Origin of the sequence: Ruania suaedae, from assembly GCF_021049265.1 — a bacterium.
Taxonomy (GTDB): Bacteria; Actinomycetota; Actinomycetes; order Actinomycetales; family Beutenbergiaceae; genus Ruania; species Ruania suaedae.
Map to the genome: position 1 here is coordinate 274,879 of NZ_CP088018.1, position 24,233 is coordinate 299,111.

The 24,233-nt window shown below is 71.7% G+C and carries 19 protein-coding genes and 1 riboswitch; of the genes, 12 read left to right on the forward strand and 7 right to left on the reverse strand.

Features of this window, described 5'->3' with window-relative positions; all coding sequences use genetic code 11:
• The first annotated feature begins 34 nt into the window (after positions 1-34).
• The 4 genes from LQF12_RS01195 to LQF12_RS01210 all read left to right on the forward strand — a co-directional run bounded on the left by LQF12_RS01195 (position 35) and on the right by LQF12_RS01210 (position 5,432).
• Positions 35-889, forward strand: coding sequence for a carbohydrate ABC transporter permease (locus tag LQF12_RS01195; RefSeq protein WP_231055478.1), 855 nt, complete (start codon positions 35-37; stop codon positions 887-889).
• Between the two features lie 88 nt (positions 890-977).
• Entirely contained in the window at positions 978-1,790 is an 813-nt protein-coding gene (locus tag LQF12_RS01200) for a carbohydrate ABC transporter permease (RefSeq protein ID WP_231054189.1), read from the forward strand.
• Positions 1,791-1,854: 64 nt separating this feature from the next.
• The gene (locus tag LQF12_RS01205; RefSeq protein ID WP_231054190.1) at positions 1,855-4,110 is read left to right on the forward strand and encodes a hypothetical protein; all 2,256 of its coding nucleotides are present in this window, start codon (positions 1,855-1,857) and stop codon (positions 4,108-4,110) included.
• Positions 4,111-4,157: 47 nt separating this feature from the next.
• Entirely contained in the window at positions 4,158-5,432 is a 1,275-nt protein-coding gene (locus LQF12_RS01210) for a polysaccharide pyruvyl transferase family protein (RefSeq protein WP_231054191.1), read from the forward strand.
• A gap of 31 nt (positions 5,433-5,463) precedes the next feature.
• Here LQF12_RS01210 and LQF12_RS01215 read toward each other — a convergent pair whose 3' ends face one another.
• Positions 5,464-6,474 carry a J domain-containing protein gene (locus LQF12_RS01215; RefSeq protein ID WP_231054192.1) on the reverse strand — a complete coding sequence of 337 codons (1,011 nt, stop codon included), beginning with the start codon at positions 6,472-6,474 and terminating at the stop codon, positions 5,464-5,466.
• A gap of 66 nt (positions 6,475-6,540) precedes the next feature.
• Positions 6,541-7,425 (reverse strand): sugar phosphate isomerase/epimerase family protein, encoded by an 885-nt coding sequence (locus LQF12_RS01220; RefSeq protein ID WP_231054193.1) that lies wholly within the window; start codon positions 7,423-7,425, stop codon positions 6,541-6,543.
• A gap of 195 nt (positions 7,426-7,620) precedes the next feature.
• Here LQF12_RS01220 and LQF12_RS01225 point away from each other — a divergent pair, with 195 nt between their 5' ends.
• The 4 genes from LQF12_RS01225 to LQF12_RS01240 are packed head-to-tail and all read left to right on the forward strand — an operon-like array spanning position 7,621 to position 12,747.
• Positions 7,621-9,768 carry an HtaA domain-containing protein gene (locus LQF12_RS01225; protein WP_231054194.1) on the forward strand — a complete coding sequence of 716 codons (2,148 nt, stop codon included), beginning with the start codon at positions 7,621-7,623 and terminating at the stop codon, positions 9,766-9,768.
• Positions 9,765-10,868: a heme/hemin ABC transporter substrate-binding protein gene (locus tag LQF12_RS01230; RefSeq protein WP_231054195.1), complete on the forward strand. Its 1,104-nt coding sequence runs from the start codon at positions 9,765-9,767 to the stop codon at positions 10,866-10,868. Before LQF12_RS01225 ends, LQF12_RS01230 begins: the two co-directional genes overlap by 4 nt.
• Positions 10,865-11,962 (forward strand): FecCD family ABC transporter permease, encoded by a 1,098-nt coding sequence (locus LQF12_RS01235; RefSeq protein ID WP_231054196.1) that lies wholly within the window; start codon positions 10,865-10,867, stop codon positions 11,960-11,962. The genes LQF12_RS01230 and LQF12_RS01235 overlap by 4 nt, the downstream gene beginning before the upstream one ends.
• A complete protein-coding gene (locus LQF12_RS01240; RefSeq protein ID WP_231054197.1) occupies positions 11,959-12,747 on the forward strand; it encodes an ABC transporter ATP-binding protein in 789 nt (262 codons plus the stop codon). Before LQF12_RS01235 ends, LQF12_RS01240 begins: the two co-directional genes overlap by 4 nt.
• 48 nt (positions 12,748-12,795) lie before the next feature.
• Here LQF12_RS01240 and LQF12_RS01245 read toward each other — a convergent pair whose 3' ends face one another.
• Together LQF12_RS01245 and LQF12_RS01250 are read right to left on the reverse strand one after the other, a co-directional pair.
• Positions 12,796-14,277: an HNH endonuclease signature motif containing protein gene (locus LQF12_RS01245; RefSeq protein WP_231054198.1), complete on the reverse strand. Its 1,482-nt coding sequence runs from the start codon at positions 14,275-14,277 to the stop codon at positions 12,796-12,798.
• 221 nt (positions 14,278-14,498) lie between these two features.
• A complete protein-coding gene (locus LQF12_RS01250) occupies positions 14,499-15,593 on the reverse strand; it encodes an MFS transporter (protein ID WP_231054199.1) in 1,095 nt (364 codons plus the stop codon).
• Positions 15,594-15,723: 130 nt separating this feature from the next.
• Between LQF12_RS01250 and LQF12_RS01255 the strand changes: the two genes are divergently transcribed.
• The gene (locus LQF12_RS01255) at positions 15,724-16,053 is read left to right on the forward strand and encodes an L-rhamnose mutarotase (protein WP_231054200.1); all 330 of its coding nucleotides are present in this window, start codon (positions 15,724-15,726) and stop codon (positions 16,051-16,053) included.
• A 6-nt stretch (positions 16,054-16,059) separates the two neighbouring features.
• On the opposite strand, the gene LQF12_RS01260 is transcribed toward LQF12_RS01255, so the two are convergent.
• Positions 16,060-17,118: an enoyl-CoA hydratase/isomerase family protein gene (locus LQF12_RS01260; protein ID WP_231054201.1), complete on the reverse strand. Its 1,059-nt coding sequence runs from the start codon at positions 17,116-17,118 to the stop codon at positions 16,060-16,062.
• 148 nt (positions 17,119-17,266) lie between these two features.
• A riboswitch (SAM riboswitch) is annotated at positions 17,267-17,369 on the forward strand.
• A 45-nt stretch (positions 17,370-17,414) separates the two neighbouring features.
• Between LQF12_RS01260 and LQF12_RS01265 the strand changes: the two genes are divergently transcribed.
• The 3 genes from LQF12_RS01265 to LQF12_RS01275 all read left to right on the forward strand — a co-directional run bounded on the left by LQF12_RS01265 (position 17,415) and on the right by LQF12_RS01275 (position 21,159).
• Positions 17,415-18,329: a methylenetetrahydrofolate reductase gene (locus LQF12_RS01265; protein ID WP_231054202.1), complete on the forward strand. Its 915-nt coding sequence runs from the start codon at positions 17,415-17,417 to the stop codon at positions 18,327-18,329.
• A 99-nt stretch (positions 18,330-18,428) separates the two neighbouring features.
• A complete protein-coding gene (gene metE / locus LQF12_RS01270) occupies positions 18,429-20,753 on the forward strand; it encodes a 5-methyltetrahydropteroyltriglutamate--homocysteine S-methyltransferase (protein WP_231054203.1) in 2,325 nt (774 codons plus the stop codon).
• Between the two features lie 58 nt (positions 20,754-20,811).
• Positions 20,812-21,159: a YtxH domain-containing protein gene (locus LQF12_RS01275; protein ID WP_231054204.1), complete on the forward strand. Its 348-nt coding sequence runs from the start codon at positions 20,812-20,814 to the stop codon at positions 21,157-21,159.
• Between the two features lie 12 nt (positions 21,160-21,171).
• Here LQF12_RS01275 and LQF12_RS01280 read toward each other — a convergent pair whose 3' ends face one another.
• Positions 21,172-23,310, reverse strand: coding sequence for a TM0106 family RecB-like putative nuclease (locus tag LQF12_RS01280; RefSeq protein WP_231055479.1), 2,139 nt, complete (start codon positions 23,308-23,310; stop codon positions 21,172-21,174).
• A complete protein-coding gene (locus LQF12_RS01285; protein WP_231054205.1) occupies positions 23,219-24,199 on the reverse strand; it encodes an HNH endonuclease family protein in 981 nt (326 codons plus the stop codon). Before LQF12_RS01285 ends, LQF12_RS01280 begins: the two co-directional genes overlap by 92 nt.
• Positions 24,200-24,233 lie beyond the last annotated feature (34 nt).

Sequence of the window (24,233 nt, forward strand, 5' to 3'; positions counted from 1 at the left end):
CAGTCCGTCGCGACGACTGCACCGTGTGGACGCGATGATCGGGTACGCCTTCATAGCTCCGGCTGTGCTCGGCGTACTCGGTCTGGGCCTGGTGCCCTTCGGCTTCGTCCTCTGGTATAGCCTGCACGACTGGAACCCGCTGGTGGGCGACTTCACCTGGGTGGGAGGCGAGAACTTCCTCCGCCTGCTCACCGACGAGACGGTCTGGGCCTCGCTGGTCACCACCATCCAGTTCGCCGCGATGCTCATGGTGTTCAACGTGGCGCTCGCGATGGCTCTCGCCCTGTTGCTGAACCAGCGACTGCCCGGGACGACGACCTTCCGGACGTTCTTCTTCTCGCCGGTGATCGTCTCCACGGTGGCCTGGGTGCTCGTCTGGAGCTACCTCGTGGCAGCGAACGGTGGCATCAACGGGGTGCTCGCCATGATCGGCCTGGAAGGACCGAACTGGTTGCGGGAGTCCTCCTGGGCACTCGTCACCGTCGTGGTGATCCAGGTCTTCAAGGGCGTCGGGATGAACATGATCCTGTTCCTCGCCGCTCTGCAGAACGTTCCCGCCGAGCTGAAGGAAGCCGCGCGGATCGACGGCGCTCGACCCACCCGGGTCTTCCGTTCGATCACACTGCCGCTCATGACCCCCACGATCCTGCTGGTGGTGATGGTGACGACCTTCGGTGCCATGGACGTCTTCGTCCCGATCCAGATCCTCACGCAGGGTGGCCCGGGGCGCTCGACGACGGTGATCTCGTACCTGCTGTACCGCACCGCCTTCGAACAGCAGGACTTCGGCTACGCCTCGACCATCGGCGTCCTGATCTTCGTGGTGGCGCTCACGCTGGCCGCCCTTCAGTGGAGCACGCGAAAGAGGTGGGTCCACGATGAAGTCTGACCTTCAGGCAGTTCCCGCTCGTGGCAGGATCCGAACGCGCACCGTTCGCGATTCCTCGTCGGCACGACGACGCCGGGTCCTCACCCGCGTGGTGCTGTACAGCCTGCTGACCATCCTGTCGATCCCGTTCCTGTATCCGATGGTCTGGATGATCTTCGCCGCCTTCAAGCCGGCATCCGAGTTCTTCGCGCTCCCGCCGCGCATCCTCCCGCAGGAATGGACGTTGGAGGGTGTCTCGAGAATCTTCACCGTCACGCCGTTCGCGCAGCAGTATCTCAACTCCCTCTATCTCGCCGCGGTGATCACCATCGGCTCGATCGCGGTCGGGGCACTCGCCGGCTATGGTTTCGCCCGGATCCGGTTCCCTTTCGCGGGCAAACTCTTCCTGGTGCTGATGTCCGGGATGATGATCCCGGGCGAGGTCACCATCATCCCGGTGTTCCGGTGGGTCACCGAACTGGGCCTGATGAACACCCACGTCCCGCTGATCGTGCTCCCGATCTTCGGGCCGGCCACGGTCATCGGTGTCTTCATCTTCCGCCAGTACTTCCTGTCCCTCCCCGCCGAGCTGGAGGAGGCCGCCCGGCTGGACGGACTGGGCCGGCTCGGGATCTTCGCCAGGATCGCGTTCCCCCTGGCGGGCCCGGCGGTGGCCGCGGTGGCCATCATGAAGTTCCTCGCCGCGTTCAACATGTACTTCGAACCGCTCATCTTCCTGCGTAGCGAGGAGCTGTTCCCGGTCGGGCTCGGGTTGACGCGGTATCAGGACGGCTATGGCGAACCGCTGTACAACACGCAGATCGGAGCCACGGCGCTGACCGTGATCCCCGTCCTGATCGTCTTCCTCTTCGCCCAGAGGCAGTTCGTGGAGGGCCTCTCCCGGACCGGCCTGAAGGGCTGAGCGGGTGCTGGCGCCGCCAGGGCCCGACCGACACCGACCCCATCACCATCTGTGCAAAGGAGCCATGATGCAGCACGACTCTGCCCCGAAGGGGTTCCCGCCCCCGCTCATCTCCCGGCGCGGCCTGCTCGGCGCCGGCGGCGCCACGATGGCGGCGCTCGCCCTGGGTGAGATCCCCGCACGCGGAACATCGGACGGAACCGTGCTGCCGCTGGTGGCCCCGCTCCCGGGTCCGCCGGACCGCACCTCCTTCGCACCCGAGGAGCAGGTGTTCGCGCGCTACCTCATGATCCTCGCGCCGCTGGCGAACAGCGTGGTCGACGATCGTCCGCAGGAGTACGGCTGGATGGAGGACGGCTGGTGGCGCACCCCCAACGATCCGGTCAACTCCCGGATCATGGAGCACGTGGCCACCCTGGCCTGGTTCCTCACTCACGATCGGACCTGGAACCCGTACTATCTCGACGCCAACCTGCGCGGTCGTCTCGACGCCGCGATCGGTTACTACCTCGGTCTGCAAGGCCCCAGCGGCGCCTGGCCCGTCACGTACCAGGCCAAGAGCCTGGCCACGACCGGTTTCGGCCTCGTGGCACTCGCCAGCACCTACCGCGACCTGGATCGGGAAGGTCTCCTGCCGGCGCGCGTGACCCAGATCGAGACGGCCATGCGAGCGGCAGCGGCCTGGTTGCTCGACACCGGGGAGTTCCACTGGAACCTGCCGGTGAAGTACACCAACCAGATCGTCGGCGCCCTGGCGGGAGTGGGCCACGCGGCCGAGGCGCTAGCCGACCCGGCCATCGCGAGCACCCTCGACGACCGGATCGAGCTGTTGGCCGATCACGGCCGCGCGCCGGCAGGCTACTTCCACGACCCGCTCGCTTTCGACCACTCCTACAACGCCACGGTGATGCTGCCGGACCTGGCGGACCTGTACCTGCTGACGGGCAATCCCGCCCTGGTGCAGATGGTCGAGGACTGGATGGACTTCGGCCAGTACGTGCTGCTCCGCGAACCGGGGACGACGTCCTTCGCGACCTTCGCCGCCGCCTCGGCGCGCAACTTCGGGGTCTCCCGGGATGACACACCGAACGACGACGACGACCGGTCCGCGCTCTCCCGGGTGTTCGTCCCCGAGGTGCCGATGCTGGCCGCCCTGCACGTCAGCGCGGAGAAGAAGGCCCAGAAGCGTGCCGCGTGGGCCGTCGCCTCCGCTCCGGTCCAGCCCCTGGCCAAGGGCGAGACTTCTCCGCGCCTGTACATGCATGTGCCGGCCGCGCCGCAGAATGCGGATCGCGACGAGCGACTGGCTCAGCTCGCGGCCATGCGCCCGGTGGCCGAGGCCACCTTCACCGAGCATCGCGAGGGGACGATCGATCAGCGGATGCTGTTCGTGCGCCGGCCGGGGTACTACGCCGCAGCGCTCGACGGCGTCATCGAGGACCGTGAACGGACCGGGACCGGACTGTACTGGCATCCCGACGCAGGCGTGGTCGTCTGCTCGTTGAACGGCTACTTCGACGCCTGGTGGACCACGTTTCTCGATGCCCCGGGCCTCGACAGTGCCTTGACCGCGTCGAGCGTGACGTACCACCACGGCACGGATGCGACAGGTGCGACCATCGACCCGGGCGACCTGGCCGCCGTCACCGGCACCTTCACCTCGCGTTCGGTGAGCGCATCGGGTGCGGTGACCACCGATACTGTTCATCACCACGACGGCATCGACCGGATCGTGACCGCAGGCGAACCGGCACAGGAACGGATTCCGCTGTTCGTGCGCGACGGGGACGTGCTCGAGTTCTCCGACGGCACCACGGCCGTCCGGGGCCAGGCGGTCGGCCCCGTGACCGCGCAGTGGTTCGCGCTGACGCGCGGCAACTACCGCTTCCAGTTCTCGTGGGGCACCCCGCTGACCGCGGCGATCGCAGTGCCGGGGAGAAGCTACTTCCCCGGTGGCAGCCACGAGCTGACCAGGCTCACGGTGGACCACCCTGGCACGCTGACCATGGAGATCACCACGGTCGACCTGACCACACTCAGTGGTGAGGTCGCACTCGTCACCTCGGCCACCGTCGTCGAGAGCGCCTCCGGCCGGTACCTGGAGGTGCACGCCGTCAACCTCGAGGAGGTCGAGGTCGACGTGCGGATCTCCGGTACCGGTGGCACCGACACGCGGACGCTCGCACCGGGACGCGGTGTGCGCCGGCGGGTGCGCACCGGTGATCCCGATGCCCAGGCCACCGTGATCGCGCGGCCGAGGCCCTCGACCGGGCGGGACCGGCGGGTGTGGGTCACCCGTCTGCGACCCGCGTCCTCATGACCCGACCCGGGGCGGCGCGCCGCCACGACCCAGGAGAGAGTTGATCTGTGACCGACCGTTCGACCGCCCGCCCTCGCCGCATCATGCTGCGCTCCTCCTGGGCGACCGTCAACATCGGCGACGTGGCCCACTCACCGGGCGCGGCCACCGTCCTGCACGAGGCAGACCCCGGGGCGATCCTCACCCTCTGGGCGTCCCGGCTCGATGACCGCGAGCGGGCCATGTTCGCCGCGCACCAGCCGTGGCTGCGGGTCGTGGAGGGCAGTCTCGATGAGCAGGGCGCACCCAGCACGGCCGAGCTGGCGCAGGCGTGGCGGGAATCGGACCTGCTCGTGCACGGTTCGGGCAGCGGTCTGGTGGCGGCCCGGGACATGTACCGGTGGCAGCGCACCGGCCGCCCGTTCGGGATCTTCGGGATCAGCTACGACCCGTTCGGTCCCCTCACGCCGAGTACGCTCGCGCAGGCCCGCACACAGATCGACGCGCTGCCGGCGGACTACATGGACGAGCGGGACCGGGAGCTCTTCGCGGACTCGGCGTTCCTGTTCTGCAGGGATTCGCTCAGTCGGGCCTACCTGGAGAAGCAGGCCACGGGCGCGCGCTGCCTGGCCTGGGGGCCCGATGCCACCTTCGCGTACGCGCAGGGCGACGTCGAAGCGGCGCGCGCGCTCACCGCTTCGCTGGGCCTGCGACCGGGGTTCCTGGTCGCCGTGCCGCGATCGCGATACGCGCCGTACCACAGCATCTACGGGCGCACCCCGACCAAGCTGGACCACTACAAGCTCGCCGTGAACGCTGCGCACGACGACCAGGACATGGCGGTGCTCGCGGGTGCGATCACCGCATGGGTACGTGAGACCGGCCGGGACGTGCTCGTGGGTCCGGAGATGAGCTACGCGGTCGAGCTGGCAGCCGCTCACTTCCCGCGGATACTCGCCCGGGACGTCGCTGCACGGGTGCGGGTGCTGCCCGAGTACTGGGACCTGCCGACCGCGACGGCCGTGTACGAGCAGGCCGCCGCCGTGGTCTCGATGGATTGCCACTCTCCGATTCTCGCGACGGCGGTGGGAACGCCGTCGCTGTACCTGCGCCAACCCACCGAGACCGTCAAGGGGGCGATGTTCGCCGATCTGGGCATCGGCGAACGAGTGGTGGAGATCGAGTCGGCGGATGCGGCCGACCGCCTCGCCGCAGGTCTCGAGCAGCTGGTGGCCGACGGCGGCCGGCCGGCGCGCGAGACCACGATGCGAGTGCGGGACGAGGCGCGTGATCAGCTGGTGGCGATGGCCGCGCAGGCTGTGTCCTCGGCGGACGGCTCCTGACGGCTGCGGTCTCGACTGCCGATGACGGAGGTCAGACGAAGCGGATCGAGTGCTGCAGCCGGGTGCGCTGATCGAAGAGCTGGTCCTCGGTCAGCAGCTGCACCCCGGGTAGTCCGACGGTCAGGGTGCCCGCCAGCGCGCTGCGGCGGATCGCGAACCGCGGGACCCGGCGACCGGACCCCAGGGGGAGCAGGATCGATTCGAGCTGGGTGTCCTCGACGACCACGAGGATCGCATCGAGGTGGACCCGCCAGCGCCGGGTGACCCGGGCGCGCCGGGCGAGCGCCTTGACCGGCCGTGACTTCTCGGGCAGGCCGGGGCTGGTCAGGTCGCGCCCCTTGCGCCGCACCGGGGCGCCCCAGTCCTCGGACTGCACCACCACGAGGCCGGTCGGGCCGAGCACCACGTGATCGAGCTTGGCGGGATCGGTGGCAGGTGCGCCGGCGTCCGCGCTCCAGCCGCCATGACCGTGAGCGGTGGCGACGTCATGCCAGACCGAGAAGGTCGACGTCAGGGTGGCGAGCTCCTTGGCGGTGGCCTCCTCGGCCAATGCGTCCGCGAGCGCGTGCCGGATCTCGCTCGGTGCGCCGGCCACGAGCTGGGGGTCGTAGGGATCCTCGATCTCCACGCCGCGGCCCACCCACTCGCGCAGCAGCGTCAGATAGCGCTCACGCGACCATCCGCCGGGGTGGCCGTGCGTGCGGGCCTTCGGTCGTGGCCGTGCCTCGCCGGCCCGGCGCCCCGCCGTCCAGACCCTGGCCTCGTCCTCGGAGGAGCGCGAGGCCGTGGCGCCCGAGGGGGTGGGGCGGGGTGCCGGGCCCGTGGGCCGGCTGGTGCTGGCATCGTAGGCGCGCCGGGCGGCGGGTGTGCCCACCTGCTTCCAGGCCTGCTGAACCTGGTGGAAGAGCTCGGCGCTACCCCCGGTGTCGGGATGGGTCTCGCGCAGGCGCTTGCGGTAGGCGCGCCGCAGGTCCTCGGCAGGTGCGTCGCGGGGCACCCCGAGGATCTCGTACGCGGCGCCACCGCGGGACTGCTCGGTCAAGGTGAGGAGGGACCCTTCGGGCCGTGGATGGGGTCGGCGTCAGGCTACCGTCCGGTGGCTCGGGTCCTACCAGGCGTCCAGGTGCCGGTGCTGGGCGCCGGGCGGCGGGGTGTACTCGGTGCGATCGGACTCGTCCAGGTAGGTGCGCGCGAAGGTGAGGGAGGCGCGCAGGTCCTCGATACGTTCGGCGGCCGTCCGGGCGCGCCTGGTCTGGATCTCGATGACGACGTCACCGCGGTAGTCCCGGCGGGTCAGCTCGCGCAACAGCTCCCGGCAGGGCTGGTCCCCGCGGCCGGGGACGAGGTGCTCGTCCATCATCGAGGCCGTTCCGTCCGCCAGGTGCACATGCGCCAGGCGGTCGGCGAAGATGTCGAGCAGGTCGAGGCTGTTCTGCCTGGCCACGGCCGCATGGGAGACGTCGAGGGTCACCTGGTCGTAGTCGTGCTCGGTGGGGTCCCACCCCGGCAGGTAGGCCTTCATCTCGCGGTTCGCCCCGCGCCAGGGGTACATGTTCTCGACGGCGATGGTCAGGTCGTCCTCGGCGTTGACCTCGCGTACGTGCTCGGCGAACCCGCGGGCGTACCGGTACTGCCACCGGAACGGCGGATGGACGACGACGGTCGGCGCGCCCAGTGCGCGGGCCAGCTCGGCGGTCCGGTCCAGCTTCTCGCGCGGGGAGGGACCCCAGACCCGTCGCGAGAGCAGCAGCGTCGGGGCGTGCACGCTGGTGACCGGCAGGTCGTAGCGGTTGCTCAGCCGCTCCAGATGCGCGACATCCTGGCTGGTCGGGTCGGACCAGACCATGAGCTCGAGACCGTCGTAGCCGAGTTCGGAGGCGACCTCGAAAGCGAACGGCGTCTTGCGCGGGTAGACGCTGACGCTGGAGAGGGTGACCGGGATGCGTCTCGTCGGCTCCGCGGCGGACGTGGGGTCCGGTGTGTCGTCAGCCATGACTCTCAGCGTAGACCCGGCACCTGGGAATCGCCTGAGCGTGAACTCGGCGAACGATCGATGTCGACTTTCATGACGTTGGCTTTGCGTATTACGGAGCGGGCTGTATAAGGTGAGCCTGCCCTAACTGAGGCAAACCTTAGTGAGTGCGCGGGCTCTCCGCGTGCTCGTCCCAGCGATCCATCCGGAGACGTCATGCCCCCATCTGCCGTCGCGCGCGGTCGCGGCCTTCTGGCCGCCCTGCTCGCGTTCGTCCTGACTGCGATCGGTGTGGCTGCGGCGACACCCGCCGCCGCAGCCACCACCGGAACCGTCACCGGTGCGTCGATCTCGTGGGGCGTGCGCGCCTCCTTCGTGAACTATGTGACCGGACCCATCGCCCACGGCTCGATCGAGACCGACGGGGTGGACGAGTCCGGCGGTGTCTTCCACTGGAGCGGCGGCTCCGGCGTCGTCGACGTCGACGCCGGGACCGCGTCGGCAGGGGCGACGGGATCCGTGCGCTTCAGCGGCCACGACGGCCAGCTCGACCTGACCGTGGCCGACCTGCGCGTGGAGATCGACGCCGACGGCGCGTTCCTGGTGGCCGACATGACCTCGAAGGAGCTGGGGGCTCAGGAGGCCGAGTTCACGCCCGGCGTCGCGCTGGCTGCCCTCGACACCGCCGCGATCACCGTCGGTGCCGACGAGGTGTCGGCGTCGGGAGCCTCGACGACGTTGACCGCCGAGGGGGCCGCCGCTTTCGCCGGCTTCTACGGGGCCGGCGAGTCACTGGACCCGGTGACGTTCACGCTCCCGTACACGCTCGACCAGCCGACTGAGGAGCCGACGGAGGAGCCGACCGAGGACCCGACGGAGGACCCGACTGAGGAGCCGACCGAGGAGCCGACCGAGGACCCCACTGACCCCGCTGAGCCCACTGAGCCCAGTGAGCCGACCGACCCCGTCGACCCCTCGGACGAGGACCTCGCGCTCGAGGTCAGCGACGGAACCCTCAGCTGGGGGATCAAGGAGTCGTTCCTGTCCTACATCCAGGGGCCGATCGCCGATGGCTCGGTCCGGACCACCGGCGGCGTGACGCGGGACGGCTCCGTGTTCAGCTGGACCGGCGGCACCGGGGTCGCCGACGACGAGGCGCAGACGGCGCTCGTGTCCTACCCCGGCGAGATCCGGTTCACCGGGCACGGCGGACTGCTCGACCTGACGATCTCCGACGTCCGGCTGCGTCTCGACGGACCCGGCGAGGGCACGATCGTCGCGACGCTCGCCTCCAAGGCTCTCGGCTCGGGAGAGTTCGAGACCTACGTCGGCGTCGACCTCGCCGCGCTGACCTTCGACCCCGACGCCCTCACGCTGGACCCCGTCACCGCGCAGCTCTCGGCTGGTGCCACCGGCGGGCTCCGGCTGGACGATGCCGCGAGCGAGCTGACCACCGACGGCGCCGAGGCCTTCGCCGGCTTCTACGAGGCGGGCTCTGCGCTGGACCCGGTGAGCGCCACCGGATCGTTGGCCGCGGCCTCCGAGCCCACGGAGGTGCCTGAGCCGACTGTGCCCAGCGTGCCGACTGTGCCCAGCGAGCCCACGGAGCCGACAGGACCGGCGGCCGGTGGGGGCCCGGGTGGCGACCAGGCACCCGGCGACGACCCCGTGGGTGGCGGCCGAACCGCAGGTCAGGACGAGGTGGAGGAGCAGGTCTGCGTCGCCAACGCAGTCTCCGGCGCCTCGCTCACCTGGGGCCTGAAGTCCAGCTTCCGCAGCTACATCTCCGGTGGCATCGCCAATGGTGGCTGGGACGTGAGCGGCCCGATCTCCGACGTCTCCGGTGGCTGGCACTGGTCCGGCGGGTCCGGCAGCATCAACACCGAGACCCTCACCGGGACCGTCTCCTTCGGTGGCTCGCTGCACTTCACCGGTCACGACGGTGTCCTCGACATGACGGTGAGCAACCTGGTGCTGCGGGTGACCGGACCGACCAGCGCGACCCTCCACGCGGACGTCACCTCCAACGACATGGAGGGCAACACCGACTCCTACCCGGGTATCGCGTTCGCCTCGCTCACCTTCCCGGCCGCTTCGGCGTCGGGCGGATCGGTGGACGTGAGTGGCGCGAGCGCCACGCTGACCACCGCGGGGGCGGAAGGGTTCGCCGGGTTCTACGAGGTCGGTACCGCGCTGGACACGCTGTCCTTCGAGCTGCCGGTCGGCGGCGCGGTGGAGTGCTCCGCAGCCTCCGGCACCCTTGCGGAGACCGGTGTCGATCCGGCCGCGGTGATCGCGGTCGCGGGGGCGATGCTCCTGCTCGGCTCGGTGCTGCTGGTCGGGCGCCGGGAAGCGCGCCGGTGAGACGACGTTCTCGCCTGGCTTCGGCCGTCGTCCTGGCTGCGTTCGCCCTCTCCGGGTGCACCGCAGCCGGGACGGCGGCCGGGCCGTCGGCCGACCCGACGAGTCCGGCGCCCACCACGGCCTCCCCGTCCCCGACCGCCACGGCCGAGGCGAGCACTGATCCCGGCCCCGACCCGCGGTCGCTGCGCGGGCCCGCCACCGCCGCCGAACTTGCGGAGATCGAACCGGTGGCGGGCGCCGCGTCGCCACAGCTGCCCGTGACCTCCACCGGCGTCGACGGCGTCGAGGTCACCATCGAGGACACCTCCCGCCTGCTCGCCCTCGACCTCTACGGCACCCTGACCGAGACCGTCGTCGGACTCGGCTTGGGCGAGAGCCTCGTGGGCCGATCGGTGTCGAACACGGAGAGCTCCCTCGCCGACCTACCTGTCGTCACCCAGAACGGCCACGAGCTCAGCGTCGAGGCGATCCTCGGGCTGGACCCCACCGCCGTCGTCATGGACACCACGCTGGGGCCACCGGAGGTGCCCCAGCAGCTGCGGGCCGCCGGGGTGCCGGTGCTCGTGGTCTCCTCCGAGCGCGGGGTGGACCTGATCGCCGAGCAGATCACGGACGTCGCGGGGGCGCTGGGCGTGCCCTCGGCCGGCGCCGCGCTCGTGGAACGCTTCGAGTCCGACCTGGCCGAGGCCGAGGACTATGTCGAGCGGCTCGCCGGCGAGTGGGACCCGCTGCGGATGGTGTTCCTCTACGTGCGGGGAACCGGCAGCGTGTTCTTCGTGATGGGCGACGGGTCCGGCGGTGACGATCTGATCGAGCACATCGGCGGGACCGATGCCGCCACCGACAGCGGTGTCACCGACATCGCGCCGGCGACCGCGGAGGCGGTCATCGCGCTCGAGCCGGAGGTCATCCTGACGATGACCGGCGGGCTGGAGTCCACCGGTGGTGTGCCGGGCCTGATCGAGCGACCCGGGATCGCGCAGACCACCGCAGGCGAACACGAACGCGTGGTCGACATGTCCGACGGCGACGTGCTCTCGTTCGGGCCGTCCTTCCCGGCCGTGCTCACGGCCCTGGCCGACGCGGTCTACCAGCCGTGACGACGACGGCCCGCCCGCTCGGACGGTGGGATCCCGCGCTCGCCGAGCATGACGGCGAGCGGGCGCCTGAGGAGCTGCCGCGCCGGGACTCCCGGGCGGTGGTGACGGGGGCGGCGCTGCTCCTCGCGCTGCTGGTGCTGTGCGTGCTGTCGCTCCACCTGGGGCAGTACCGCATCCCGCTCGCGGAGGTCGCCGACAGCATGCTCGATGCCGTCGGTCTCGGGGACAGCCTGGCCTCCCCGGCCGACGGCGTGCTCTGGGACGTGCGCCTGCCGCGCATCCTGGCAGGGCTGCTCGTCGGCGCCGGGCTCGGGACGGCGGGGGCGATCACCCAGGGATTGTTCGGCAACCCCCTGGCCGAGCCCAGCGTCGTCGGCATCACCTCGGGCGCCGGGGTGGGCGCGGCAGCGGCGACGGTGCTCGGCTCGGCCGCCACGATGACCGTGGCCGTGCCGGCGGCTGCCTTTGCCGCGGGCATCGCCACCACGATGCTGGTGTGGGCGCTCGCCGGCTCGGTGCGCGGCGGCGGCACGGTGGCGCTCGTGCTCGTGGGTATCGCCGTCAATGCGGTGGCCGGGGCGGCGTCGTCCTTGCTGATCTTCCTGGCCGACAGCACCAGCCGTGAGGCCGTGGTGTTCTGGCAGCTCGGCAGTCTCAACGGGGCGATGTGGTCCGATGTACGCATCGCCGGAGGGCTCGTGGCCGTGGGCCTGGTGTGGGCCTTCTTCCTGGCCTCCGGGCTCGACTCGCTCGCGCTCGGTGAACGTGCCGCCGTCCACACCGGTCTGGACCTGCGGGCCTTCCGCGTGCAGGCCGTGCTCGTGGCGGCGCTGCTGACGGCGGCCGCCGTGGCCGTGGCCGGCATCATCGGCTTCGTGGGCCTGATCGTCCCGCATCTGCTGCGCCTGGTGGTGGGGCCGCGCCAGCGCTACATCCTGCCGCTGTCCGCCCTGGGTGGTGCCGTCCTCATCGCCGGTAGCGACCTGGTGGCCCGGACCGCCGTGCCCTTCGTGGACCTGCCGATCGGAGCCCTGACCGCCGTGGTCGGGGGCCCGGTCTTCTTCCTGCTGCTGCGGGCCCGGATCGCGGCATGAGCAACACCTCAGCTCCGTCCCTCGTGGTGGAGTCCCTCGTGGTGGACCGGGGCTCGCGGCGGGTGCTCGAGGGCGTCGGCTTCCACGCCGCGCCTGGCACGGTCACGGCGGTGATCGGCCCGAACGGCAGCGGCAAGTCGACCCTGGTGGGTGCGATCGCGGGCGACGTGCCCGTGGTGAGCGGCACCGTGCTGCTCGACGGCAGCCCGGTGCCGTCCCTGCGCCCGTCGCAGGCGGCCCGGCGGCGCTCGGTGTACACGCAGGAGACGAGCGTCTCCTTCGACTACCTCGGCGCGGAGATCGTCGCCCTCGGTCGGCGGCCGTGGCGGGCGCAGGAGAGCGCGGCCGGTCGTGAGGCGATCGTGGCCGCGGCGCTCGCGCAGACGCAGATGTCGGCGGCCGCCGGGCGCCGGGTGCTGACGCTCTCCGGAGGCGAGCGGGCCCGCGTGCAGCTGGCGCGCGTGCTGGCCCAGGACACCCCGGTGGTGCTCCTGGACGAGCCGACGGCGGCCCTGGACCTGCGCCATCAGGCGCTGGTGCATGCGCTCTGCCGCGAGGTAGCGGCCGCCGGCGGCACGGTGCTGGTGGTGCTGCACGATGTCGACTCGGCGCTCGCCGTGGCCGACCAGGTGCTGCTGCTCGATCAGGGACGCCTGGCCGTGTGCGGCGCCCCGGAGGAGATCACCGCGGGGCACCTGGAGCGGGTGTACGGGCACCCGGTCGACATCGTCACCCACCCGATCGACGGCCGCCGGCTGGTGCTCCCGCAGCGCGCACCGCGCTGAGCACAGATCAATCACGGCCACTGCGCACCACCAGGTACCTGCCGAGGTTCACGCGAGCTGCGGCGCTCCATCGGGTAAGACAGGTTGGATGGGTGGCGGTTCCCAGTCGGAGTCGGCGCAGGGCGGCGGGTGACGACGGCTCACCGGAGCCCCATCCGGGCCGGTGAAGTGCCAATGGTCGTGATGACGGCTGATCGCGATCTCGCGCTGGTGCACCCGATCATGGTGGAACCAGCACAGCAGGATGCCGTGGTGGGTGTCGGTGGCGCCGCCGCGGCTCCACCAGAGGCTGTGGTGCACCTCGCCCCATCCGGGCGGTGCGGCGCATCCCGGAAAGGCGCAGTGCCTGTCCCGGGCGGTGATCGCGGTCGTCTGGGCTCGGTTGTGCAGGCGCTGGGCACGGCCGACGTCGAGCGGCTGGGAGTCGGACCCGAAGACCACGCGGGTGAACTCCGATCCACACGTGAGGCGAGCGAGCTGGCCGGGGCTGAGGGGGGTGCCGTCCTCGAGGGCCGCGGGTTCGAGGCCGATCATGGCCCGGTGGTCGATCCGGGCGACCAGCGTGGTCCCGTCGGGCACGTCGCCGCTGCGGGCGCCTGGCCGGCGGGCGCCCTGCTCGGCCCCCTCGCCTGGGTCATGCTCGCTGCCCGGTGTCGTGCGCTCAGGTGCACTCGCGCCGGTGTGCTCGGTGTGCTCGGCGTGGTCTGTCGCCAGGCGGTGGAGCGTGTGCGCATCGACGGTGACGGTGGTGTGCGGTCGGATCCGGGCGCCCGGCTGGAGGGAGCCGGAGTCGAGGGCGAGATGGGACAGCGTGATGAGGGCATCGGCCAATCGTGCCGACGGTGTGCGGTCGTCATCGACCACGGGCACCCCCACGATCGCTTCCAGCGCGACCCTCAGGGCAGCGCCGTTCTCGGGCGTGAGCCACCCGTTGATGGCGAATCCGTCGAGGGTCTCGGACACGAACAGGTGCTGCTTGGCGGCGTCCTCGACCCAGTTCCGGTCGGCGGCTTCCGGGTCGGCGCGGATGGCCCAGGCCTGGAGCGCGCGGCGGAAGCGGTCGGCATCGAGGACGGCGGCCTGGGCGACGAGGAAGGCCTCGCCGATCTCCGGATCCGCCAGCGTGTCGATCAGCGTGGAAGTCCTGGTGCAGTGCTGAGCCATCAGGGCGGCGTGATCGGCGCTGATGGCACCGGCGGCGAGCGCCGCTTCGGTGGCAGGAAGGTGCTGGTGCAGGTTCTGAGCGGTGCGGATGCGGGCACGGGTGGGTCCGAGCCGGCGGTCGGTCCGGTCGGCCCACCAGGTGGGCAGGCTGCGGTATCCCGAGGCGGCCCAGGTGCCGTCGGCCTCGACCGCGACGGTCAGGTGATGGGCGAAGGCCTGTAGTCGCCGTTCGATGTTCTCGACGCTCTCGACCAGCCCGGTGAGGCGCCCGGAGGGGAGATCGTGGAGGTCCGCGTCCATCAGCGCTTCCAGCTCGCGACCGACCTGTTCCAGTCGGCCCTCGAGCTGGTCCGCGGTGGCGGTCACGGAGGCCTCCTCGGGTCGACGGCGGGTTCGGGATCGTGCTTCTCAGCGTAGTACGGATGTTCGTATGGATCAAGACTTTTCGTTGCAATCACGGGAAAAAATCCGGATGGGGGTTGTGGACGAAGGTGCATCGGCCACGGGGCTGTGGATAGCCATGGCGCGGCGCTCGCTGTCGTGCGCCGGTGCACCGGTCATGCACCGGCCGGCGCCGACCGGTGTAGTCAGCGCAGCCGCGCGGCGGCGGCGACCGCGGCGGTCGCCATCAAGACGCTCGACCCGGCCAGCGCCACCTCGAGCGAGGTGAGCGTGAGCAGCCCGCTCACCGTGATGATCCCGAGCGATTGCGCCGTGCGCAGCAGCGCGAACACCTCGGCCCGGCGCAGTGGGGGCGCCAGCCGATCGAGCGCGAGCGAGTAGTGGGTCCCCAGTGGAGCGAGAAGCGCTCCGACAAGTACCGCGCCCAGGAGGGTGGACCACAGCGCAGGCCCGAAGGCGATCAGGACGGTACCGATCGTCGTCACCAGCAGCTGGAGCACGACGATGCCCTGGCGGGAGGTCCGGTTCCGGACGCTCACCCAGACGCCTCCCGCCACGGACGCCAGGCAGAGCGTCGTGGCGAAGAGAAAGCCTGCGGCGGGGTCCAGGCCGAAGCGGATAGCCAAGGACACAGCCCCCACCTCGATCCCTGCCACCGCGGCCGACCCGGCCATGGCGCACCAGAGCCAGAGCCCGATCTCCGGAGTGATGAGCCCGGGGCGCCTGCGCGCCGCGGGCCCGGCCGGTTCCGCCGCATGCGGCGCTGCTGCGTCCGTCGACGAACGCGGCGCCGGTGGCAGGAGGGCCAGCGAGCCGGCGCCGAGAATGCCGAGCGCGAGCACGGCCGCGGGCGCCGAGACCGAACCGAGGAGCGAGGCGAGCGCAGGGGCGCTGACGAACACCACCTCGTTCATGGTCGCCGCGATACCGAGGGCGCGCGGCAGCCCCGCGGGCCGGACCACGGTGTTCAGTGCCGTCCGCATATGACCGTAGGCGGCGCCGCTGACCACCCCGGCCAGGGCCGCCGCGGCGATGAGGAGTGCGAACGGCAGCTGCAGATGTGACAGCAGCGCCGTGGCGATGAGGGCGAGCGTGCGGATCGCCACCAGCAGCCGCACAGCTCCGGTGGTGCTGAATCGACGGCTCATACGCGTGACCGGTACGGCGCCGATCACCTGCGCGCCCGTCATGGCCAGTACCATCGCCGCACCGCTGTCCGCCGTACCCGTCAGCGGTAGCGCGAGCAGCGCGAAGGCGATCGGGGCCGCGGCCTGCGGCACGGAGAAGCTGGCGTAGGAGAACAGCCACCGGGCGAGCGCGGTTCGCGAGGTGCCGGGTGATGCAGTGACGATGCTCTCCTCCTCACCGATACACCCGAGCGCTGGTTCCGGAAACGATACGTTGGCTCACATGCAGATCGCTCTCCACTCCCGCATCAAGCCCGGCCACGAAGAAGCCTACGAGCGTGACCACCAGGCCATCCCCGAGGGGATGGTCGAGGAGTTCGCGCGCCTGGGCGTGCACGACTGGAAGATCTGGCGCAGTGGCCGGGATCTCTTCCACCTCGTCGAGTGCGACGACTTCGAGGCGGCCATGCGCGAGCTGGAGCACAGTGAGCCGAACGCGCGCTGGCAGGAGTTCATCAACACCCATCTGGACGGCTTCGCCAGCTTCGGCGAAGGGCCGACGGCCACCAGCGTGCCGCTGGTGTGGACGTTGCAGGACCAGCGGCGGTCCTGACGCCACTCAGAACAGCGCGAGCACCTCGGCCGGGTCGACCTCCTCGAGCGAGGCGTGCCGCCAGCGCGGCTCCTGCCCCCGTTCGATGAGGACTGCCCGCACTCCCTCGATGAAGTCACCGGCCCCGGCGCCCCGCATCAACCCCGTGCCCAACCGCAGGTCCTGGTCGAGCACGTCGGCCACGGTCGGCATCCGGGCGGCACGGCGGATGGCCTCGAGGGTGAGCGCCACCGAGAACGGGCAGCGCGAGGACAACATCGATGCCGCCTCCTGTGCCTCCGGCTCCGGGCGATCACGCAGGCGGGAGGCCACCGCGACCGGGTCGTCGCCGCTGAAGCAGTCGTCGATCCACGCGCGGTGACCGACCGAGCCGCCCGGACGGCGGGCCGGCTCGAAGCCCTCCACCGGCTCCAGGGGCGCGCCCCCGGCCCATCGCGCGCACAGCCGTTCCCAGGCCTCGGCCTCGATGAGCTCATCAGCGAGCCCGGCGGCGATCGCTTCCTGCCCGCCGGCTCGCGCCCCGGTGAGGGCGAGGTAGGTGCCCAGCTCACCCGGAGCCCGGGAGAGCTCGAACAGCGCACCCACGTCCGGGAAGAAGCCGATCGCCGTCTCCGGCATCGCGACGGTCGTGCGAGAGGTCACCAGCCGTAGCGAAGCGTGCCCGGCAAGCCCGATTCCGCCTCCCATGACCACCCCGTCCATGAAGGCGGCGACAGGGATCCGGGCCTGCGCGATCAGCCGGTCGAGGGCGTACTCGGCCTCCCAGAACTGCACCGCGCGATCGACGTCGCCGGCCAGCAGCCAGTCCCGGATCGCGCGCACATCACCGCCCGCGCACAGGCCCCGGTCACCGGCGCCGTCCAGGGCGAGCGCCTGGACCGACCCGTCGTCGGCCCACGCATGCACCTGGTCACTCACCGCGGTGACCATTTCCGTGGTGAGGGCGTTGATGGTCTCGGGCCGGTTCAGCCGGATCCGCCCGAGCGCGCCGTGCCGGGCGACCAGCACGTGCTCGCCGGCGCGAGTCCAGGGGAAGGCGTCGGGGTCGGTGATCGGGTCCGGCACGGGTGCCTCCTACGTGATCAGTCGGGCGGGCCTGCCCTCCTTCCGAGTGTGGCCCCCCGACCCGGTGCGCGCACGGCGTCGCTCCACCGCCGGTCTCATCCAGTGATACGAGCTGGAGGCAGGACATGAGACAGGTAGCATCGGAAACTCACCATCCAGAGCGGCCGAGAGTCCTGGCTCGACGACGCCGCAGCAACCCCTCAACGGAAGCCTCCCGCGGGGAAGGGTGCTACAGCCAGGTCCGATGGAGTTCTGATGCAGGCACAGGTCCACCCACCCGACGGCGGGGGTCCCCCATGACCACCGCCACCCTCTACCGCACCCCCCGGCCGGGGCCGTGCATCTCGTTCGAGCTCTACCCGCCCCGCACGCCGCGAGGCGAGGAGACGATCGGGCGCACCATCGGTGCACTGGCCGATCTCGCCCCCGACTACTTCTCGATCACCTATGGCGCCTCCGGCTCCACGCGTGCCACCTCCCGGGAGCTGATCTGCCGGGTCCGGGACGAGACCCGCATCACGCCACTGGCCCACCTCACCTGCGTCGGAGCCAGCGCCGAGGATCTCGACGGCTACGTCGCCACCCTGCTGCAGGCGGGCGTGCGCGACTTCCTCGCGCTCCGCGGCGATGCGCCGGCCGGCGAACCGGACTGGCGTCCCCACCCTGAGGGTCTCACCCGTGCCAGTGAGCTCGTGGCGCTGCTGCGGCAGACCGCCCGCGACCACCTCGGCGAGGAGGGGGACGCCGTCAGCATCAGCGTGGCCACCTATCCCGGCGGCGCCTACGACGCCCAAGGGCGGCCCCGCATCGAGGACGACGACGTCGCCGCCCTCCTGGAGAAGCAGGCCGCGGGAGCGGACTTCGCCATCACCCAGCTCTTCTACGACGCCGGCCACTACGCCGAGCTCGTCCGTGCCGCGCGCGCGGCGGGCGTGCGCATCCCGATCGTGCCGGGCCTGATCCCGCTGACCGACCCGCGCCGGCTGCGCCGGATGGTCGAGCTCACCGGCGTGCCGGTGCCGCCCGCGCTGCTCGAGGAGCTCGACAGTGCGCCGGACAAGGAGGAGGCGTACCGGCGCGGACTCGCCGCCAGCGTCCGGCTCGTGCACGAGGTGCTCGAGACCGGTGCGCCCGGGATCCACTTCTACACGTTCAACTCCTCGCGCGCCGTGCTGGACCTGCTGCGCGAGTCCGGCCTGCGGCCCACCTGACCCGGCCCGCCGACGTCCACTGACTCCCACTCACACTGCACCGCCCCCTCGTACTCCCACCCCGGCAGGGGACGACCACCCGATCCACCGGAGGACTCGATGACTCAGCACACCCACGACGCCCAGCCCTTCCCCGCCACCACCGTGCTCGGCTACCCCCGCATCGGCCCGCGCCGCGAGCTCAAGCGCGCGCTGGAGTCCTTCTGGTCCGGTGCCACCACCGAGCCCGACCTCGCCGGGGCGGGCTCCGCCCTGCGCCGCCGCACCCGCGAGCACCTGAGTGGCCTCGGCCTCGACCCGCACGCGGCGGCCATCCCCTCCGACTTCAGCTACTACGACCAGGTGCTCAGCACGGCCGTGGCCGTGGGTGCCGTCCCGGAGCGGTTCGGCATCGACGCCGAGGGGCCGGTCGGCCTGGCCGACTACTCCCGCCTGGCTCGCGGCGACGCCGGGACCGCCCCGCTGGAGCTGACCAAGTGGTTCGACACCAACTACCACTACCTCGTGCCCGAGATCGGCGCGCAGACGCCGCTGCGTCACATCCCGGGTTCGGCTCCGGTGGCCGAGTTCCTGGAGGCCAAGGAGCAGGGCACGCTGACCCGGCCCGTCCTCGTCGGGCCGGTGACCTTCCTGGCGCTGGCCAAGGGCGAGGAGGACACCGACCCGCTGGACCGGCTCGACGACCTCGTCGAGGTCTACCGGCAGCTGCTCTCCGAGCTCGCCGCCGCGGGCGCCACCTGGGTGCAGCTGGACGAGCCGGCGCTGGTCAGCGACAACGGCGCCGTTCCCGCGCCGCGGCTCACCGGGGCCGCCGAGCGCGCCTACCGGCAGCTGGCGCAGGCATCCGCCCGCCCGCAGCTGCTCGTGGCCGCACCCTACGGCGACCTGCGCGAACGGTTCGCCGTGCTGGCCGCCACCGGCGTGGAGGCGATCGCGCTGGATCTGGTCAAGGGATCCATACCCGACGACGGCGCCCTCGCCCAGGCCTCCCACCTCACCCTGGTCGCAGGGCTGGTGGACGGCCACAACGTGTGGCGCACCGACCTGGACGCCGCCACCGAGCGGCTGCACCAGCTACGGACGGCCCACCAGGGGCGCGTGTGCGTGGGCACCTCGACCTCGCTGCTGCACGTGCCGCACACGGTTGCTGACGAGCAGGCGCTCCCGGAGCGGCTGCGCTCCTGGCTGGCCTTCGCCGACGAGAAGGTGGCCGAGGTGCTCGCCCTGTCCGCAGGCCCCGACGGCGCAGCCGAGGCCTTCGCCGTGGCGCGCGGCGCCGTCGCGGATCGCGCCGGCGCACCCGGCGTGCGCCGGGACGAGGTGCGCCACCGGACGGGAGCGCTCACGGCCTCCGACACCGAGCGTGCCCAGGTCGACGTCCGGGTGGCTGCGCAGCAGGAACGACTCGGGTTGCCGCTGCTGCCGACCACCACGATCGGGTCCTTCCCGCAGACCGGCGAGCTGCGCCGTGCGCGGGCGCAGCGGCGCACGGGGGAGATCACCCAGGAGGTCTACGACCAGGTGATCCGGGACGAGATCGGCCGGGTGATCGACCTGCAGACCGAGCTCGGGCTGGATGTGCTCGTGCATGGGGAGCCCGAGCGCAACGACATGGTGCAGTACTTCGCGGAGCTGCTCGACGGGTTCGCCGTCACCGAGCACGGGTGGGTGCAGTCCTACGGATCGCGGTGCACGCGGCCCTCGATCCTGTGGGGTGACGTCTCCCGCCCCGCGCCCATGACGGTGGAGTGGACCCGCTACGCCGCCTCGCTCACCGACAAGCCGGTCAAGGGCATGCTCACCGGACCGGTGACGATCCTGGCGTGGTCCTTCGTGCGCGACGACCTGCCGCTGGGCCAGGTGGCCGAGCAGGTGGCACTCGCGCTGCGGGACGAGGTGGCCGATCTGGAGGCCGCCGGCATCGGCGTCATCCAGGTCGACGAGCCGGCGTTGCGCGAGCTGCTGCCGCTGCGGGCCGAGGATCACCAGGCCTATCTGGACTGGTCGGTGCGCTCGTTCCGGCTGGCGACCTCGGGTGCTGCGCCGTACACCCAGGTGCACACCCACCTGTGCTACTCCGAGTTCGGTGAGGTGATCGACGCCATCGACGGTCTCGGAGCAGACGTCACCTCGCTCGAGGCGGCGCGTTCGGCGATGGAGGTGGTGCCCGAGCTGGCCGCCTCGGGCTTCTCCCGCGGGATCGGACCGGGTGTGTGGGACATCCACTCCCCCCGCGTGCCGAGCCAGGAGGAGATCGCCCAGCTGCTGGACCGCGCGCTGGACGCGGTGCCCGCCACCCAGCTCTGGGTCAACCCGGACTGCGGGCTGAAGACGCGTCGCTACGCCGAGACGGAGGAGTCGCTGCGCAACCTGGTGGCTGCCACCCGCGGGGTGCGCGCGGGGTCGTCGCCGCTCAACAGGTGACTCGGCCGGTGCCGGGCTAGGGTGACGTTCACACACGGACCGAAGCTGGGAGACCGCAATGAACGGCAAGATCGCATTCGTCGTCGGGGCGGGGGTCGGGTACGTGCTCGGCACCCGAGCAGGCCGCGAGCAGTACGCGCGGATCAAGGAAGCCACCAAGAACGCGTGGCAGAACCCGAAGGTGCAGGAGCAGGTGAACGCCGCCGAGGAGCGGGTCGGGTCGGTGATGCGCGAGCAGGGCTCGCAGATGGCAGAGCGTGCCACCGGCCTGGTCAAGGACCGCCTCTCCGGGCGGTTCGGGTCCTCGCACTCCAGCACCGAATCCGGTAGTGCCGCCTCGGACACACCCGGTCCCGGGACCAACGCCAACCCCGAGCCCGGTGGCGGCACCGGATCACGCGCGTAGGGCGCTCACCACTCAGCGCAGGCGCCGCCGGCGCATCGACGCCGTTGAGCATCGCCGCAGGAACCGGCCCAGACTCGTCAGGTCAGCCGCGTCGCGCGGCATGGTGCGCTGGAGCGCGGGGGAGTGGACGAGGATCAGGCGCCCCGCCGGCGTGCTGCCGCCCCCGGCGCTCGCCTCGCTCCAGGGATCCAGCACGCCGGCGAGCCCACCGGGCGCCCGGTCCGGTGAACTGAGAGCGAGCGAGCCCACGGTCACCGGAGCGCGTCCATCGAGAGCGCCGGTGGTGTCACCGACCCGCACCAGGGGATGCCCGGCGGCGTCGAGCGCCTCGCGCAATAGCCGTTGCTGGCGCGGCTGCGCGGCCACCACCAGCACGTCGGCGGCCTCGAGCGGTCGCGGACGGCCAGCGTCGACGGCCGGCCGGCCCAGCAGTGCGCCGACCTGGGCGACGACCTCGGCGGCCTCGGCCGCGGACCGTCCGTTCTCCCGGTGGTCGACCGGAACCAGATGCAGTCCGGCTTCGAGCCCGGCCACCTCGGTGACGTCTGTCTCCCGTTCCGCGGCCGGTCCGGTGGCCGGGTCGGGCCGGGCGGCCACGTCGGCTCGCTCACCTGCGTCGGCTCGGTCCGCTGCGCCGGCTCGGTCGATCCGGCCTCCGCTGTCCGCCGGAGCGCCGGCCGTGCCGCCCGCCGCCCTACCCGGCGGCGCGGCGTCGCGCTGAGCGAGCAGCCAGTCCCGCAGCCGCCGGGTGGAGAGGCAGTCGTAGCGGTTGTAGTCGGCCAGCACGTCCAGCTGCCGCCGGTAGGCCTCGTCTTCACCCTGCTCGCGCAAGGCGCAGGCCCGCTCGTACGCGAGCACCGAATCTCCCCCGGTCGTGACGCCGGAGTCGTCGCGCGACGTCGAGCCCATGTAGAGCGGTTCGAGCTTCTTCAGCGAGTACGACGGCTGCGAGATGCGGACCGAGGCCTTCACCGTGGCGTACAGGTCGACGAAGACCCCCGCGGCGAGCAGCTCGCCCACCTCCTCCTCACCGACGCGGTGACGGCGCGTGAGGCTGCGGAGCGTGTCCTGCTCGTACGCGGCGTAGTGGTACACGTGCATCCCCGGGTACTGCGCGCGCCGTCGCCGCAGATACGCCAGGAAGTCGCGCAGCGCCACGGCCTCGGCGGGCCGGTCGTGCGCCCAGAAGGTCACGTAGGTGCCTTCGTCCTCCAGCAGTCCGAACAGGTACTCCAGGCCCCACTCGCTCCGGTCGGAGTCCACCCAGAGCGGGTCTCCCTCGAAGTCGAAGAACACGTCCCCCGCGTCCGGGGGCGGCAACGCGTCGAGTCCGGCGCGGTCGTGCACCTCAGCCAGGACCGCTGCTGGATCCGCTGCCCGCTCCTGCTGCAGCTGCAGGGCAGCCTGGGCATGGATCCGCTCCCAGCTGCGGGCGTCGACCTCCGGTGGCGCGCTGCCGGCCGCGGCCACGTCGTCGATGGTCTCCAGACCCGCCCCGCGCAGGGCGTCGCGGTGCCGGGCACGCACCCCCCAGATCGTCCGCACGTCGCGGGTGCGGGCGATCTCGGCGCGGCAGTACTCACACCACAGGCACGCCGTGTACCACTCCTCACCCCAGCGCACCGGACCGTCGGCCAGCCGGTGGGAGTCGAGCAGGTGCTGTACGTGTCGGCGGTGCTCGCGGTGGACAGCCACGCTCGCCATGCTCTCGTGCTCGCTCGTCTCGCCGGTGCCGAGCACGAGGCGGGTGTGGCCGGCCAACGGAACCTGCAGGCGCAGCAGCTGCGCGGCGTAGGCGGCCACCTGCAGGACGGCCTTCGGCTTGGCCGAGCGGGCGAGCTTGCTGTCCACGACGGCGTAGCGCGCCTGGCCATCGCGCGCCCCCTCGCGTACGAGGAAGTCGGGTCTTCCGTGGAAGCGGCCGTCGAAGAACCCGCCCTGGTAGACCACGTCCGCGCCCGAGCGCAGAGCCGCGGCGGTCCGCTCGTCCTGCTCGGTCAGTGCTGCCGGCGTGTACCCGGTGGGTGGGCCGATCTCGACCACGCCGGCGCCGAACCGCTCACGGAGGCCGGCCAGCACGGCGGCCTCGTGCTCGACCCCCAGGCGTGCGGCGCGCTCGCGGATCGGATCGGTGATCTCCAGAGCCGGCACACGGCCGAGCTTCTCGTCCAGTCGCCGCAGCAGCTGGAACTCGCACTCGTGGGCGGTCGCCAGATCGGTGGCGCTGTACACCAGGGTCTCGTCGGTCAGGAACATCCGTGCTCTCCCTCCCGCCGATGCTCATGTGCTGGTCCGAGGTTATCCGCGTCCGCCGACATCCCGCGCACGCGTCCGCTTGCGCGGCCCCACAGCGCTGCGCCAGCACCTCACGCAGCGCCGCCAGCTCGGTGGCCGAGACACCGAGGCCGTAGGCGGCCTTGATGAGGATCTGCTGAACCACGTACGCGCACCGGAACCCGGTGTTGGGCGGGAGCCAGCCGGCGGCGTCGGCGGCTCCCTTGTCCAGGTTGGCTGCGCCGTCCACCGGGATGAGGTTCGCCGGGTCGTTGGCGAACGCCTGGGCGTACCCGGGCGCCCAGGTGTGGCCGCCCTTGCGCCAGGCGTCGGCGAGCGCCACCACGTGGTCGACCTGGACCGCCGAGCTCGTGGCCGGCCCCCGGCGGAAGTCGATGACGTGCCCCGTGTACGGGTCGTGCAGGCGCCCCGACTCCACCACGCACGCCACCAGTGGGTCGCGCACCTGGTCCGCGAGCCACGTCCCGAGCACGTCGTTACGGGTGTCGCAGCCGTTCCCGTCCACGTCGGCCCACGCCGGCCCGAAGAACTCCCGCTCGTAGTCCTCGAGCTCGAGCGGCTCGACGACGGCGAGCCGGGGAAGTGCGGTCCGAGCCGCCTCCAGCGTGGCCCGCGCCACCGGTGTCGGCGCCGGACCGGCCACCTGGGCCCACCAGTGGGGGGCGACGTACGCCGTCGCGGCCGCCAGGATTACGGCGAGGACCACCGTGGCTGCTCGCGGCCGCCGCGCACGGTGCTCTCCCATGCGCTCACCCTGTCCGGTTCTCCGGCGGCGTTCG

Excerpts from the sequence above, each read along its gene's own strand:
- LQF12_RS01240 (WP_231054197.1), top strand. The coding sequence starts at position 11,959 with ATGAGCAACACCTCAGCTCCGTCCCTCGTGGTGGAGTCCCTCGTGGTG.
- LQF12_RS01285 (WP_231054205.1), bottom strand. The coding sequence starts at position 24,199 with ATGGGAGAGCACCGTGCGCGGCGGCCGCGAGCAGCCACGGTGGTCCTC.
- LQF12_RS01220 (WP_231054193.1), bottom strand. The coding sequence starts at position 7,425 with ATGGCTGACGACACACCGGACCCCACGTCCGCCGCGGAGCCGACGAGA.
- metE (WP_231054203.1), top strand. The coding sequence starts at position 18,429 with ATGACTCAGCACACCCACGACGCCCAGCCCTTCCCCGCCACCACCGTG.
- LQF12_RS01225 (WP_231054194.1), top strand. The coding sequence starts at position 7,621 with ATGCCCCCATCTGCCGTCGCGCGCGGTCGCGGCCTTCTGGCCGCCCTG.
- LQF12_RS01275 (WP_231054204.1), top strand. The coding sequence starts at position 20,812 with ATGAACGGCAAGATCGCATTCGTCGTCGGGGCGGGGGTCGGGTACGTG.
- LQF12_RS01265 (WP_231054202.1), top strand. The coding sequence starts at position 17,415 with ATGACCACCGCCACCCTCTACCGCACCCCCCGGCCGGGGCCGTGCATC.
- LQF12_RS01255 (WP_231054200.1), top strand. The coding sequence starts at position 15,724 with ATGCAGATCGCTCTCCACTCCCGCATCAAGCCCGGCCACGAAGAAGCC.
- LQF12_RS01205 (WP_231054190.1), top strand. The coding sequence starts at position 1,855 with ATGATGCAGCACGACTCTGCCCCGAAGGGGTTCCCGCCCCCGCTCATC.
- LQF12_RS01195 (WP_231055478.1), top strand. The coding sequence starts at position 35 with ATGATCGGGTACGCCTTCATAGCTCCGGCTGTGCTCGGCGTACTCGGT.